This window comes from Lysinibacillus composti, assembly GCF_016908465.1.
GTDB classification, from domain to species: domain Bacteria; phylum Bacillota; class Bacilli; order Bacillales_A; family Planococcaceae; genus Ureibacillus; species Ureibacillus composti_A.
The window spans coordinates 27308-42729 of record NZ_JAFBDY010000013.1; the positions used below are offsets into that span (position 1 = coordinate 27308).

Genomic DNA, 15422 nt, shown 5'->3' on the forward strand with positions numbered 1-15422 from the left:
TTCTTCAGAAATTTAGAAGCCCTTTAATTTGTTATTAAGCTTTCGATAAACAACGCGCATTTCTGGTTCGGTACTCGCCTCAATTGCCTCTTCTAATCCCCACCACTTGATATCACTGTTTTCATCTGGTTTAATCTTCGTCAATTCAGATTCATTTGCCTCAATTAAATATGTTACATTTAAATGCACATGGGTTGCCACATGCTTCCCCTTTTTTTCATGGGCAGGGACGCCTAAAATTTCAATAGAATAGATTTCTTCAGATAGAGGCTTAATGTTTGTTAAACCTGTTTCTTCGTTTACTTCTTTTAAAGCCACATGAAGTAAATCCCCATCACCATCTGCATGCCCCCCAGTCCAAGACCATGATTGATAAATATTATGATAAATCATAAGCACCTTTGTTCTTTCTTCATTCACAATCCAAGCGGAAGCGGTAAAGTGGGCAAATTCATTATCCCTTGTTAGTAAATTATCAAATTTGTCCATATATCGTAAAATCACTTCTTGCTCCTTTATTTCCTGGGCATTATACGGTATGTATTTTTCAATTTGCTCTCTTAATTTCATCTTCTAAAAACTCCTTAATGGTTTAAGCTACGTTTAATTATAATACTTTTTTTGAAGTGTACGAAGGAAGCCTAAAACCTCCCCATATGATTTTAATGGATTATCTTAATGGACTTCACATATATTACAGTAATAACCATATTCAAAGGAGGTATTTTTTGCTTATCCATGTTGTTAGCAGCGGTGAAACACTTTGGGAAATTGCAATGCGTTATCATATAAACGTAAATGCTATACAACAAGTTAATCAGTTACCGAATCCAAATCAATTATTGCTTGGGCAATCAATTGTTATTCCTGTACCAGGTTCCATGTACACTGTAAAACGCGTCGATACAATTTGGTCAATTGCACGGCAGTTTAGTGTATCCGTAAATGCCGTCTTACAAGCTAACAATATTTCAAACCCTAACCTTTTATCTCCAGGAGCAGTACTATTCATTCCACCCATCATTCATATGGTTCAACCTGGAGAATCACTATGGCAAATAGCCTCCCTTTATGGAGTTACAGCACAATCCCTTATGAGTGAAAATCATATTCAAAACCCAAATATGATTTATCCTGGTTTGCAATTAGTAGTTCCACACCCAAAACCGATGATTGAAGTGAACGCTTATACTTATCAAGAGGATGAAGCAGCTGCTGAGTCAGTTAATGCAATTGGCCATTTACTCACCTATTTCAGTCCCTTTGCTTATCTCATTAAGGAGGATGGAAGCTTAGAACCTTTTGATGATGACCTGATGATTGCTGCGGCAGTAGACAAAAGGGCCGTTCCTATGATGGTGATCACTAATTTATCCTCCACATCGGCTGGAACAAACTTAGCTCATGCTGTACTTTCTAGTGCTGAGAATCGCGAAAACCTTATTACAAACTGCATTAAAATAATGGAGGAAAAAGGATATAAGGGAATAAATATTGACTTTGAATATGTTCCACCTGAGGATCGAGAAAATTACAATGAATTTCTTAAGCTTGCGGTAGAACGATTCCATAATGAGGGTTATTTTGTGTCAACTGCAGTTGCCCCTAAGTATGGTAGTGAACTAGAAGGACTGCTTTATACAGCACATGACTATGAGGCACATGGTCGAATTGTTGATTTTGTAATATTGATGACCTATGAATGGGGATGGAGAGGAGCTTCACCTCAGGCAATTTCTCCAATCAATCAAATGAGAAGAGTTGTGGAATATGCTTTATCCGTCATGCCTGCTGAGAAGATCTATTTGGGATTCCAAATTTATGCTCGTGATTGGCGTCTGCCTCATCAACAAGGACAGTATGCAGAAACATTTAGCCCACAGGAAGCAATCCGCCGCGCTACTAGGTATGGGGCTACTATTCAATATAATAAAACAGCAGAATCTCCATTTTTCCGCTATATTAATGAGCAAGGTCAAGGGCATGAAGTGTGGTTTGAAGATGCAAGAAGCGCACAAGCTAAGTTTGATATGGCCAAGGAATACAAACTTCGTGGGATTAGTTATTGGGCTTTAGGCTATCCATTCCCACAAAATTGGGCTTTATTGAATGATAATTTTAATATAATTAAAAAGGCATAAATTTGATACTGTTTTGTAAGTGGAAATTCCCTTTTAAAGAATATTTCCAACGTTAAATATTATAAAGGGGGCGTCTATGTATTTTCAGACGTCCCCTTACTAATGTTCTATTAGCCATTTGAAACTATGGATTGATAAATTTCTTCAAGAGACCATACTTTCCCTTTTTCATCCTTATACACAACATGTTCGGCTTTAAAATGAGCAGGAGAATCTAAACCAGCAGCTGCAGCGATTCGGTATAATCCCTCCCGCATTGATATTACATAATTAGCTGTTCGATATTTTTTCTCATCAATTACAAGAGCTTTTTGCAAATCAGGATCTGTTGTAGCAACACCAACAGGACATCCATTGGAATGGCATTTTAATGCTTGAATACAGCCTACAGTGATCATAAACCCTCTTGCAATATTGACGAGATCCGCCCCCATAGATAGTGCAATGGCAATTCGATCTGGTGAATATAATTTTCCAGACGCTATAATTTTAACTTGATCACGTACGCCATGCTTCCTTAATGCATTGTCCAAAAGTGGTAGTGCTGATTTGATAGGTAATCCTACGCTATCAGCTAGCTCCTGGTAAGAAGCTCCTGTACCTCCTTCGCCACCATCTAATGTAATAAAGTCTGGTCCCTTACCAGAATCCTTAATATGTTTGGCTAAGTCATCTGCTTCCTTACTACTACCTATTACAATTTTCATCCCAACAGGTTTACCTGTGTGTTCTCGAATCTGCTCGATAAATTCGAACATTGATGGGAAGTCCTGGAATTCACGAAAACGATTGGGGCTATCTATTGATTTAAAAGGCTCTACCATTCGTATTTTGGCAATTTCCTCTGTCACTTTCTCTGCATCTATATGGCCACCACGAATTTTTGCTCCTTGTGCAAGTTTTAATTCGAATGCTTTAATTTGAGGAATCTCACTCTTTTCCTTCAACGCATCCCAACTAAAGTTCCCTTCGTAATCCCTCACTCCGAATAATCCAGGGCCAATCTGCATGATAATGTCTACTCCGCCTTTTAAATGGTATTCAGAAAGACCACCTTCTCCCGTATTCATCCAAGTTCCTTTGGCCATTCCTAACCCTTTCGAAAGCGTTGTAATAGCTCTTTCACCAAGGGATCCATAACTCATGGCAGACATACCAATTTGCCCTTTTACAATAAACGGATTTCTTGTATTCTTACCAATCACAATTGCATCTCGGTCATCCAACAAATAAGCAACAGACTTATTTGCCTCTAATTTTTCTTTTCTTTGTGTAAATAAAGGTTCCTTTATGAGTAGATAACGATTTGTTGTGACGAGTTCATTACGATCCATCGTTAATTCTTCTGCAAGTTTTGGAAACATGGAGTTCCTAATATAAAAACCTGCTTCTTCAAAATCTTTGACTGAACCATATCCAATGACATCTCGTTTATATTTTGACTTTTTAACTATATGTTGATAGTCATTTCGAGATATTGGCTTTCCTTCAAGGTCATTATTAAAAAAATACTGGCGCAATTCTGGACCAATCGTTTCTAGTAAATAGCGAACCCGTCCAATGACTGGATAATTCCGTAGTACAGGATGTTGCTTCTGATTACGATCGATAAGATATAGATATATTCCAATTATGACTAAAATTGCAAAAATAATTGCCCAAAAAAAGAATCCAATAATTGTTAATACATTTGCTAAACTCACCTGAATCTCCTCCTAAAGGAAGTATGCAATAGATATGGTGAGTTTAAACGAAAACTATATGAATATTATCCAAAATATTACTTACCCCACGACCCCCACAAATCACCAAAAAAAGAAGAAATACTACATTTATACTATGTATTTTTCGTGATAAAAAACCTGCTTCTATGCCATATTAAGACGGAACCATCTTGAAAGGAGAATAAAATATGGGAAGAGACGATAATAAAAGTCATAGCAATAATAAAAATACATTACCTCAAACACCAAAAAACCAAAAAATTGCTCCTAATAAAGTAGAAGAAGAAATTTCCCAAGAATTAACAGAACTTAGAAACCTTGTTGCTAAGAATAAACGTAAATAGGAGGGCAAAGGGATGGAGTTTCAACGCGCCCAAGAGATTGTCGCATCTCCAGCAGAATATGAAGTAAGTTATAATGGCGTTTCAGTTTGGATTGATAAGCTTCATGATGATGGAAAAACAGCAACAGTTCACTTAAGACGTTCTCTAGAAGAGAGATCTGAAGTTGCTATTACTGAACTAAAAGAAGAACATCAAGTGCATTAGTTCGAAATTGTCTGGTGCACATTTGGAACTTAACGAAGAATTAAAACATCCCACTTATGATTTTTAGTGGGATGTTTAGCTTTTTTTCAAATCGTAATTCCATACCTCTTTCAGAGTGGCTCTATATAAGGCATTTAGTTTTTCAGTAGGGTTTCCATTTTTACTTGAAAGTGTTTTAATATAAAGTTCTAGACAGTTAATTTCTTCTTTTAAAAAATTGTTAATTATTTTTATGGATGGTTGTATATTAGATCCTTCTCCAGACATTTTCCTTCTTAGTAAAAAATTAATTTCCAATTTCAGCAAACTCTCAGGGATAATCCGATCTAATAATTCATTAAACCTTATTGGTGGAACTTTCCCATATTCTACAATCCATTTACACGCTAGGATCGGCCTTAATACATTTAAGTATAATTTTGTTTGCACTTCTGAACCTTGCAAATACTTCTCATAATTTCTTTTAGCCATGTTCAAATAATGAGTTAACATAGTTACTGGCTCAAACACTTCACATTCTAAAGCACGTATAAGGTTTACAAATGAATACTTTTGATAGTAAATGATGCTACTATTCAACCACTCAAATAAGGACGGGTTACTTTTTCTAAATAGACGTAAGGCTTTAGTAATTTCCCAACCATTGATATCTAAGTTTTCACTAATTGGTAATTCGATTACATCTCTTTTTGAACCCACTCCTTGGGGGTCAATAGAGAGATAATAATCTGGTTGATGTATATAAATAAAACGTACATCATAATCACTCTCCTTCGAGTGAACTCCCCAAGCACGGCTTCCACATTCCGCAGCGTACAGAATTTTTACTTGAAACTTCTCTTCTATTTCTTCTAACTTTTTAAGAATGATGTTTTTCATATTGACACCTTTATTTTTTATTTTCCAAAACGCTCCTTATGTACTAATAGGCCTTTACTCCATTTATTTTAGTTACATTTACCTATTTGAATACATGTATTCTTAATAAATTATTTATGAACATACTATATAGACGTTTTAACACCTATTTAGTGTCACCTTTTCGTCATTTGTAAAATTTGTAATTGAAATGGTAAAGATGTAACAAACCCTTTCAAATGTCATATTGTAATTCAATCTTTTTCAACCCCACCCCTATTTATTTATTTCATATGATTAAAAACTACCAAAAAGGTAAATGATTGGATTATTCTAATTTCTTATGGTGGGACAATGAAAAATAAAAGTTTGATTATACTATTTAGCGTTCTTGTTGCTATTCTAAATTTGTTTGATGGGGTTATTACTAGCTACGGCTTGCTACACAATATAATTGAAGAATTGAATCCACTCATGGAGGAATTATGGGAGAATAGTTCTGTACTATTCCTTTTAGTAAAACTTTTGTTATCTATTTCCTTAATGTTTATTTCCTTTTTTGTTTATAAAAAAAGTAAGCCTAGATTTCAAACACTTTTTCTAATGTTATTAGTTGGTGCATTTTTTATTTATGCCGGAGTTTTTGGTCTTCATGTTTATTGGATTTCCATCATATAAATAACCTCTCCATGGATGACAGATATATTTTTTAATAAAAAAAGACCCAAAGCATTTATACAAGCAATGAGTCGTGAAGAATTATTTATTAAATGTTTCAACTAATATATCTTTAATTTTCAGGAAAGCGTCGTGTTCTTCACCAGTTGAGAGTTCACCTTCAACTCTTTTTGTTTCAATTTCTTTGATCATTCGTATGATAACATCAATAAATATATTATTTAATTCCATACCCTCGGTTATTAAGCGATAGTAATTCATCGCTTCCTCCATATTTCCAGCAGAGATATGGTTAATAAAGTAGCTCCAATATATCTCCTTTTTATTAAGATCATCATCTGCTTCTAGGTCACTGACTTGATCCCACTCAATAAAGCGGCTAATCGTTACTGAAAAGTTCAATGGTAATTGATAAATTCTCTTAGTTCCAATTTCCTCTAAGAACGGGAAATACGGCTGGTTTTCATGTACTGATTTAATTTTTGCCTTTTTCCCATTTGATAATCTTACAATACTATCAGTCGGATAAATATTAACTAATTCCATTAAATTAATAACAAACTTTTTATCGTACTTATGATGTTTACCTAACAATAACTCAAAAGCTTTAATAGATGAAAATGCCCCTCTGTACGAGCGTTGTAATGTCAGTGCAGAATAGGTATCGACTACCGCCAGTAATCTTACCTCTTCTGAAAGGAAGCTTTCTGTTAATCCTTCTGGATAACCTGTACCGTCTAGACGTTCATGGTGGGATTTAACTAAATCCCTATAGGAGCTAGAAAGGTTGTTTTCCTCCATAAAATCCACACCGTAAAGTGGATGCTTTTGAATTTCATCAAATTCTGCTTTTGATAGCTTACCTTCTTTTTGTAATAACTCATTACTAATTTGAAGTTTTCCAATATCATGAAGCAAACACCCAATAGCAAATGAACGAATATCACGGATACCAGACATCTCTGCAAGAAGTGAACCAAGTAAGAAGACATCGAAGGAATGGAAATAACTATATGGGTCTTTCTTCTTTAGAGATAATAATGCGATTGAAACTTGACTATTTAATAAAGAAGAGATAAATAAATTTTCAAGCCATGTTATTTGTGCATCACCATTCAATATTAAACCATATCGTGTTTCACTAACGACATATTGCAAACTTTCATAAAATAACTTTTTAATATCAAATAACTCTTTTGAGTAGAAGATCTTTTCCTTTTTTTTAATCTGTGGCTTAGAAACTTCAGGAGTTTCATTTTTCGTATAAAGACTACTAAGCCTTGTTATTCCCCAGTTATGGAGATTTTGAAGTAGTGCATCATCTATTTTAGTTCCAGCCTTTATTAGCAAAGTTTTATTAAAATAAATATCGCTTGGTATTACTTGTCCTATTTTTAATTCACTAATATATGTAATGTCTAAGTTGGACATACAAAACTCCTTTCTAGATATTTAGTAATAAGTTTAATGTACTTAAAAAGAACTATTTATCAGCATTATTATACATCACATTTTACTATTTTTTACTTTTGGTTAATAGAAATAATCAAAATATAGCTATAACCTAATATCTATAAGGGAATTTAGTATAAAGACTTAAAAAATCCTTTGAACCATTCGCGTTATATGTAAATAGAATAAAAACTGTGCTTTCTAGTCTGATACTAAAACATAGAAAACACAGTTCTTTAATTGGATTTTAAACTTCACAAAATACAGCCTTTAAATTTGGACAATGATCTACTCATCATCAACTTCATCGTCGCCAATTTCATCTTCCTCTTCAACATCTTCAACATCTTCGTCTTCTCGAGGTGCTTCATCATTCCCACAACCTACTAACCCGAAAAGTGATGACATTAACAGGAACATTAAAAAGTACTTTTTCACTTCTTTTTGACCTCCTTTTTGAAAAGTTTTCCCAATCTGTATGGAAACTATAATTCCCCATTAAAATGAATTGGTTCAGTCACTTTCCAGAGGCCATAGACCACCTAAATTATTGAATAGCTGCTTCTTCTTTTAACTTTAGAACTTCAGATGCAGGTTGAGGTTCTTTCCCATATACTTCGTACGTCTTAAACGCATGAACTTCAGTATAAATTTCTTTCATTTGTTCCAGCACCCATTCTTCTGAAACACCCGCTGGCGACCAGCAGTAAATATCCATTACATTTAACTCATTCGTTATCATATGGATTCTCTCATAATTGATACTATCCATTCTTAAAAAATCATGTCGTTGATAAAACCTAATTCTTTTTTCAGAATCAGGATCTAAAGGAGAAATTGGCTCTACTTCTAAAATAATTGCTTTCCCCTTACTTTTTATTTCGCTAAGGACCTTAGTACCAACACCTTTTCCTCGACCACCTGTTACTAAAATATAATCGATGAAAATATAATCCTGTTGTTCAAAATAAACAACGATAAAGTCTGGTCCTTCCATTAATTGATACGTTGCCTGTTTTTCTTGAAAAAGTAGTTCGAAATGTTGTTTAGACTTCATTTCCCTCTCTGGAAAATATTCTCTTAGCCTATTAAACCAATTGCTAGTAGTATACACTTCTTCAATTAAGCTTGCCTTTAAACTTTCTCCCTTTTGCATCAACAATGAAATTAACCCCTTCGCATAATTATTTCTAACCTTTGTCAATAAAATCAGAATATTGCCCCCTTATATTACCACCGTAGGTAATTTTTAAACATTAAGATAATATAAAGAAAATATTTCATTTGTTAAAAATCGTGAGAAAAATCTCTATTTTTGTCGAAACAATTTGAATTATTATTATTTTTAGTAAAATAAAGTTGTTTGCAAGATTCATTTTACTAAAAGTTTTAACAATTATAAAAATATTTCAAAGGCTGGGAGAATTGTAGAGATGAGAGAGAATCAAGAAAAAACAACAGTACTGCTAGGGTGGAGTCTACAAGCAATTGAAGCAATCGATAAGTTGGATCGTCCATTTGTTGTTGTTGGTCCACCTGAATTTACTACTTTTGCAGAAAAAAATAATATCAAATTAATTCCATGGACATTTGATGTTCCAATTGAACAATCATTTGAGCTTTATGAAATATTAAAAGAATTAAATGTATCAGTTGCTGTCCCGATTTATGAAGAAACAGTAGAATGGGCTGGCATGATTAATTCATTAATATGGGATGATCCTAAAGTATTTAATAAATCCCTTCTATTGAGAGATAAAGGCTTAATGAAGCGTAGAGCACATTTAGCAGGACTTCGAGTAGGGGTCTTTGAAGAAGCTTATAATAAAGAGGATATTTACCGTTTCTTCAAACGAATTAACCAAGCATTTATGAAGCTCGAGGGAGAAACTTTTGAGCCAATTCACGTTAAACCATTCGATAAAGCTGGTACAGTAGGTCATTATATGATTAAAAAACCAGAAGAAATTGAGCAAATAGACGATTCTGAATTTCCTTTACTAATGGAAAGCCATCTAGAAGGTCAAGAGTTTTCATGTGAGGCTTTTATCCATAACGGTAAAGTAAAATTCCTAAACATTACAGAATATGTAAAGCTTGGACACTCTAACTTTGTTCCAGCTTCTCCGTCACTTGAAAAATGGAGACCTCAAATTAAAGAGGCAATTGAAAAGCTAGTAGAAGGCTTTGAAGTGAAATACGGACTTTTACACCCAGAGTTTTTCGTGACACCTGAAGGAACTTTATACTTCGGCGAGGTAGCAAATCGTATTCCTGGTGGCCATATTTTTGAGCATATCGAAAGAGTTTATGGCTTCAGCCCTTATCAAGCACAAGTACTATGCTGTGACCCTGAAACGCCTGAAGAAGTATTAAATAAATTTTTCCCTGAAGAAGTCGTTTCTGCAAAAGGGCACTCTGGTAACTTAATGATTTACCCAAAAGTGAATGTAATTTCACGTTTAGAAATACCTACTGAGTTAAAAGAACACCCTTATTTCCTAAAACATAATATGTTTATTCCTACTACATCGAAAGTTTCTGAACGAGTAGGTTTTGGTAATCACTACGGCTCTATCTATTTCCTAGGTGAGGATAGCGAAGTATTGAGAGATCTTCTAGTAAAATATGAAAAACATAATTTCTACGTATAAGGAGTGAATGGAAGAATGAGTACTGCAACAAAGGACAGAAAGACAAGTACTACAACTCGTAGAAGAACGACAAGTACTAGTTCAAAGAGAAAAACTGCTAATAAGCAAATCACTCTTTTAGAAAATAAATTTGAATCTGCACTAAAAACATTAGAACAAGCAAAACCTTTCGCAAAAAGCCTATATCAAACAGACATTTTCCATTTTGCAACGGATCTTGCTGCTACTAGTGAAGGAGTATCAATTATTTTTAAATACGCTCATTTGTTTGATCAAGCTGGGGTATTTAAAGATGGAGAATGGGAAGACTTAACAAAATTACAACCACAATTTGTAGGTGGTTCATTAAGAGTTAAAACCATCTATTCAATTATCGAACTATTAAGTGAAATGCGTATACTTGCTATCGCAAAAGAAACATATAAACATGAGGAATTTACCGCTGAAGATGCAAGTAAATTCTTAAATGAAGTACTGGCTTTAAATCTTGACTTATTAACTCTTATTGAAACACAAGATGAATCAAATGAGCCGGAAGATCATGAGATTCGAGCATTTAATCTATTAAGCTATCTTGGACAAGAACTTTCATTTAAAGCAGTAGCTGATCAAATGGTACAAGAAATTGAACGACTAACTGTTCAACGTCCTATTACTACAAACAGAGTTTTGGATATGATTCAAACATCTGAGCAATTGAAGAATTCTGGAATTGATGATAATACTGTTGGGATCCTTGAAAAATTTGGACGTGCTACAAATGCACCAACACCACTTAGTCTAGAAACTTCCGATCAACGTGAATACAGACTAAGACTCGAGCAAGCAAGTGAGGAAGAGTTAATAGCTGAAGCAAAAATTTTTGCTGACTCTATGAAAGAAACAGGACTTGTTTCACCTTATCATGCAGTTCTAATTCGCTTCCTTAATCGCAAAAATCATGAAATTATTCCAACTGCACTTGCTTTGACGGAAAAGGGAATTTCTGGTTTTAATGATCATAACAAACTAATTCATGATATGATTCAAATCTCGATTTACCCTGAGACAAGACAATCAATCTATGGACTTGGCAAAATGCTAGATCGAGGAGTGTTAAATATTGAACCTGTGATCCCAGGTATTCGCCAATTATTTGAGCTTCCAGTCCATGCTGAGGTACGCAAAGCTTTATCAAAATTTGTAGATGAGCAGAGTGGAATTAGTATTAATGGTGTTCTTGTTGCGGGATTAATAAGCGTTCTTGGCCAACCGCTTGGTGTTGGACAAGGTACAAACCCAATATGCCAATCAGCTAGAGCAATTTCACTTTGGTCACAATATGATATTGAAAGACTATTAAGTTTCATTAATAGTGCAGCGCGCGATAATGGTATTGAAATGACATTTGAAGGCGAAACAATTAATTCTACACTTTTAATTGGTGGGGTTGCTAATGAAATCAATCAAGACTTAGATCCGATTTCTGTGCTTCTGGTGCCACACCTTGATAAAATTTATAACGAAATGATGAAACGTACTCTTCTACGTGGAGAAGATGGACATAAATGGGTTAACCGCGAATTTTACGGTGAATGGATTCCAAGTGGTTTTATTAATGCAATCGATCCGTTTACATTACAAGTTTCCAATTATTCAGCGTTTGTAAAACTATTCTATGCAACACATCACCCAGATTATAATGAAGGATATCAGTTAATTTATCCAAATCCAGTGGGTATTTTTATTACAAATGTTCATGGTGAATTACTTGGTCTTCACGCTGTTTCAATTCAAAGAATTGATAAAGATCCAAATAATGATATTCGAATTTATTTCTATAACCCGAACAATGACAGTACTCAAAATTGGGGGCAAGGTATCAAGGCTAGTGTTTCAGGCTTTGGTGAATTGGAGGGTGAATCTTCCCTACCGTTCCATGAGTTTGTAGCAAGAATGTACGCTTACCACTACAATCCATACGAACAAGGTGATACATTTATGGTAGAAGATAAGCTAGTTGAAACGGTTGAGACTTTGGCTAAAGATAGTTGGGGAAAAAATTACGTTTGGGAATAAATAAATTAGCTACGCCGCTCATACATTTTTAATACGAGAACGATACAAAAGACCCGATATTATTCGTGGTCTTTTTTTTTACTAATTAAGCTATTATATATTTGAAATAATATTGATTTCATGGTACATTATTTAAAATTTTAAATATTCTAACAATAGAAATCTTTATTTCCTCAAGTTAAATGTCCGAAAAAAAAATATGCAAACTCCATATACTAAAATTAAACAATTTTGTTATTAATTTGTTGATTAGACTCCATAATAAAAGTGTAGAAGGAATTATGGTGAAAGGAGGATGGACATATGGGACTTTACTTATTATCTTCAGAGAATGCATTTCAAAAAGCCTTTCAACAGTTATGGCAAGCTCCCTTTATGAGTAAAAAATTATTTCAACAAGTTGTATTGGATGAAGCCTCATCCCTTCTTAAAGAGCCTTTTGGTTTGGAAAAAATTTATGGATATGCTCATCTCTTTGACAAAGCAGGATTATTTGTAGGTAAACCGTGGGAAGATGTTAATAAGCTCAATCCTCCACTTGTTAGAGGTACTCTCCAAGCTGGAGGTGCTACAGCGGTGGCAGAAGTATTAAGTGAACTTAGGATACTTGCGATCGCCAAAGGAGAATATGAACATCCAGATATGACAGCACTTCAGGCAACTGAGTTTTTAACGAAAGTGTTAGCTTTAAACATTGATTTGCTTCTAATGAAAGAAACAGAGGAAAACCGGGTAACTCAACTTTATAAAGATGAACAGGCGTCTGAGGTTTTAAGATTTATTTCAGAGCATTGTTTTTCATCCCGGGTATTTGAAAACCTCTATCGTGAGGTTGATAATCTGGCTGTTCAAAGGCCCATTGTGACAAATAAAATTTTAAAACTCATAGCAAGTGCAAGAAAATTAGCTAGTGGGCTTAAAGAGGCTGACTCTAGATTAAAGGATTATGAAAAGGCGGTTTATTCACCATCTAATCTAGCCACGGGTACTGAAGAAAATTATGCAATAAAAATCAAAACTTGTAGCGATTCAATACTTATTAAAGAAGCTGAACAATTGCGTTCCTCTATGGTAAATACAGGGCTTGTTTCTATATTTCACGTCATTTTTTTACACTTTATTAATGAAGAACGGCCACACTTGCTAAAGCACATGCTTGCCGAGGACGAAAAAGCTAAGGAAAATTTACAGTCAAATCTACCCTTTATATCTTCACTCATTACTACTTCAGTTACGAAAAAAACGCGCAGAAGCATTTATGGATTACTCCGTTTCTTGCAGAGGGATATTTTCACAAGTGAACTCATAAAAGAAATTGAGGAAATGATTAAAACCCCAATTCACGAAAAGATTGAAATTAGACTTGTCACTGCTTATAACTTAACGAATACACAAGCCATAAGGTCTTTAATTGTTTCAGAAATGATTAATATTCTAGGCACGCCGTTAGGAATTGGTCAAGGTTTTAACCCTACATGCCAATCGACAAGAGCACTAAGTTTTTGGTCTCAGAAAGAGCCTGTTATGTTAGTAAAAATGCTTAATGAATTTTTAAAGACTGCAAATGTGACTATTCATTTTGAAGGTAGACCGATCTCCTCTGAAACGCTGTCACCTGTTCCCCTTGAAGATGAAGTTCATATTGATGCAATTTCTTTATTGTTAGTTCCACACCTAGACTCTATTTACTTCGAAATGTTAAAAGCTGCTGATGGTCGTGGTGTAGATCCACATAAATGGATCAACCCTACCTTTCATAAAAAAGGAATATGGACCGGTTTTTCAGATGTCTATAATGACTTCAACTTTATAGCGAATTTCCAACGTTATTATCATCCAATTCATAATCCGGAAATTAATCAGGGACTTCCTCAGCCCGCTGGAATTACCATTTATAACCGTTCCGGTCAAGTGCTTGGGGCTCACGCAGTTCTTATTCAAAGAATCGTACCAGACCCTACCGGTAAAGTTCGTGTTTATTTTTATAACCCTAATAATGACAGTCTACAAATTTGGGGCAAAGATATACAAACTAGTGTTGCTGGAAACGGCGAACGAGAAGGAGAATCTTCTCTTCCTTTTGATGAATTTATCAACTTCATATATGCATTCCACTTTCCAGAATAATGTGTGTAAGTAAATATTTTTTTACAATGATATAGGGATTTATTTGGTAACCCAATTTCCAAATAAATCCCTTTTTATTAACTTATTTACTTCTTTCAACTATCTTAGATCTTCATCTGAGTTATCATCAGTAGGATTAACTTCTTTAATATTATATTCATACTTTTTATAATATTTATGAATAACATAGTTTATGAGTAACAATTATGACAAAATTGGGATACCTTTTGTAAATTGGATATATTAATGAGAATTCATTGACCTATACCGCTATAAATCCCAAAATACATACACAACCTTTGTGTCATTCATAGGTTAACTCTGTCTTACTAAAAAGTGTAATACTCCTACTCCTCTAATTCCTTGAGCCACTTAAACCATATAGCAGCTCAAATTTTGCCCTTTGACGTACTTAGAAGCCTTATTTTAAGGTGAACTATTATTTGCTTATCTGATTGCTCTCCTCTGCCATTAGTACATAATTTTAGGCCTCTAATGCAGGAGTCACGTAATATTAAAAAAAGAGTAATGGAGTGTCCATTACTCTTAAATGATACGTTTTTACTTATTCATTTTTTTAAGGAAATCCCCCAACAGATTATCTAAATCATCTTCCATAATAGTGGGCTCAGGTTCCTCTTCAGCGTCAATTATTTGGTTTTGTGTAGCTTGGGCCCAATCAAAAGAGTCTAAATCATCTTCTAAGAAATCTGTATCCTCGGTTACAGCTGTTTCCTCTACAGATTGTAGATAATCGTCTACTTCCGATACTTCCTCCATAGGAAACTCTTTATTAGGAATATCTTCTTGCAAATACAAGGCTTCGTTAATGTCTATTGAATTGCTGTTTAAAGATGCAAGCAAGGATGTTGCACGAACTGGGTCCATTAGTAGTTGATATAAAATAGCTCCTAATAAGGCCTCTGAATGCTCATGCTTTAACCAATCCCTTTGTGCTTTGCTTAATTTGTGTGGCAGAGGAACGGTAATTGTTTCCCTTTCTGTTGAAAAGGATTGACTGACCCCTCGCATCACAAATTCGGCAATTTTGCTTGAAAAATTCCTTCTTTCTGATTCCTTCAGCTTTTGTAAATGCTTTACAAGGTGATCAGGTGTATCAGAAGGGACACGAAAAGAAATGGCTTGCCCCCTCTTAATTTCATTAGAAGCTGAGCTTTTCAT

14 protein-coding genes are annotated in these 15422 nt (G+C 34.4%); 7 read left to right on the forward strand and 7 right to left on the reverse strand.

The features are described from left to right. Nucleotides 1-12: 12 nt before the first annotated feature. Entirely contained in the window at nt 13-570 is a 558-nt protein-coding gene (locus tag JOD29_RS13370; RefSeq protein WP_124765629.1) for an NUDIX hydrolase, read from the reverse strand. Nucleotides 571-728: 158 nt separating this feature from the next. Between JOD29_RS13370 and JOD29_RS13375 the strand changes: the two genes are divergently transcribed. Further along, nucleotides 729-2141, forward strand: coding sequence for a glycoside hydrolase family 18 protein (locus JOD29_RS13375; protein ID WP_124765631.1), 1413 nt, complete (start codon nt 729-731; stop codon nt 2139-2141). A 110-nt stretch (nt 2142-2251) separates the two neighbouring features. Here the strand turns inward: JOD29_RS13375 and JOD29_RS13380 are convergent, their stop codons facing one another. Continuing rightward, on the reverse strand, nt 2252-3844 hold the full coding sequence (locus JOD29_RS13380) for an FMN-binding glutamate synthase family protein (protein WP_124765633.1): 1593 nt from the start codon (nt 3842-3844) through the stop codon (nt 2252-2254). Between the two features lie 209 nt (nt 3845-4053). Between JOD29_RS13380 and JOD29_RS13385 the strand changes: the two genes are divergently transcribed. Together JOD29_RS13385 and JOD29_RS13390 are read left to right on the forward strand one after the other, a co-directional pair. Further along, nucleotides 4054-4209: a YfhD family protein gene (locus JOD29_RS13385; protein ID WP_124765635.1), complete on the forward strand. Its 156-nt coding sequence runs from the start codon at nt 4054-4056 to the stop codon at nt 4207-4209. A gap of 12 nt (nt 4210-4221) precedes the next feature. Then, complete coding sequence (locus JOD29_RS13390) at nt 4222-4413, forward strand: H-type small acid-soluble spore protein (protein WP_124765637.1); 192 nt, start codon at nt 4222-4224, stop codon at nt 4411-4413. A 75-nt stretch (nt 4414-4488) separates the two neighbouring features. On the opposite strand, the gene JOD29_RS13395 is transcribed toward JOD29_RS13390, so the two are convergent. Next, on the reverse strand, nt 4489-5292 hold the full coding sequence (locus JOD29_RS13395) for a nucleotidyltransferase domain-containing protein (protein WP_124765639.1): 804 nt from the start codon (nt 5290-5292) through the stop codon (nt 4489-4491). Nucleotides 5293-5625: 333 nt separating this feature from the next. Here JOD29_RS13395 and JOD29_RS13400 point away from each other — a divergent pair, with 333 nt between their 5' ends. Further along, nucleotides 5626-5949, forward strand: coding sequence for a DUF5658 family protein (locus JOD29_RS13400; RefSeq protein WP_124765641.1), 324 nt, complete (start codon nt 5626-5628; stop codon nt 5947-5949). Between the two features lie 81 nt (nt 5950-6030). On the opposite strand, the gene JOD29_RS13405 is transcribed toward JOD29_RS13400, so the two are convergent. The 3 genes from JOD29_RS13405 to JOD29_RS13415 form a co-directional block, all read right to left on the reverse strand. Further along, the gene (locus JOD29_RS13405) at nt 6031-7380 is read right to left on the reverse strand and encodes an HD-GYP domain-containing protein (protein ID WP_124765643.1); all 1350 of its coding nucleotides are present in this window, start codon (nt 7378-7380) and stop codon (nt 6031-6033) included. A 309-nt stretch (nt 7381-7689) separates the two neighbouring features. Continuing rightward, nucleotides 7690-7839, reverse strand: coding sequence for a hypothetical protein (locus JOD29_RS13410; protein ID WP_158610574.1), 150 nt, complete (start codon nt 7837-7839; stop codon nt 7690-7692). A 109-nt stretch (nt 7840-7948) separates the two neighbouring features. Beyond that, on the reverse strand, nt 7949-8563 hold the full coding sequence (locus JOD29_RS13415) for an N-acetyltransferase (RefSeq protein WP_124765645.1): 615 nt from the start codon (nt 8561-8563) through the stop codon (nt 7949-7951). A gap of 271 nt (nt 8564-8834) precedes the next feature. Here JOD29_RS13415 and JOD29_RS13420 point away from each other — a divergent pair, with 271 nt between their 5' ends. The 3 genes from JOD29_RS13420 to JOD29_RS13430 all read left to right on the forward strand — a co-directional run bounded on the left by JOD29_RS13420 (nt 8835) and on the right by JOD29_RS13430 (nt 14240). Next, complete coding sequence (locus JOD29_RS13420) at nt 8835-10055, forward strand: ATP-grasp domain-containing protein (protein ID WP_124765647.1); 1221 nt, start codon at nt 8835-8837, stop codon at nt 10053-10055. A 15-nt stretch (nt 10056-10070) separates the two neighbouring features. Next, on the forward strand, nt 10071-12113 hold the full coding sequence (locus JOD29_RS13425) for a hypothetical protein (protein WP_239585718.1): 2043 nt from the start codon (nt 10071-10073) through the stop codon (nt 12111-12113). 303 nt (nt 12114-12416) lie between these two features. Further along, nucleotides 12417-14240, forward strand: a complete 1824-nt coding sequence (locus JOD29_RS13430; protein ID WP_124765649.1) for a hypothetical protein — start codon at nt 12417-12419, stop codon at nt 14238-14240. 561 nt (nt 14241-14801) lie between these two features. Here JOD29_RS13430 and JOD29_RS13435 read toward each other — a convergent pair. Beyond that, nucleotides 14802-15422, reverse strand: coding sequence for a hypothetical protein (locus JOD29_RS13435; protein ID WP_124765651.1), 621 nt, complete (start codon nt 15420-15422; stop codon nt 14802-14804).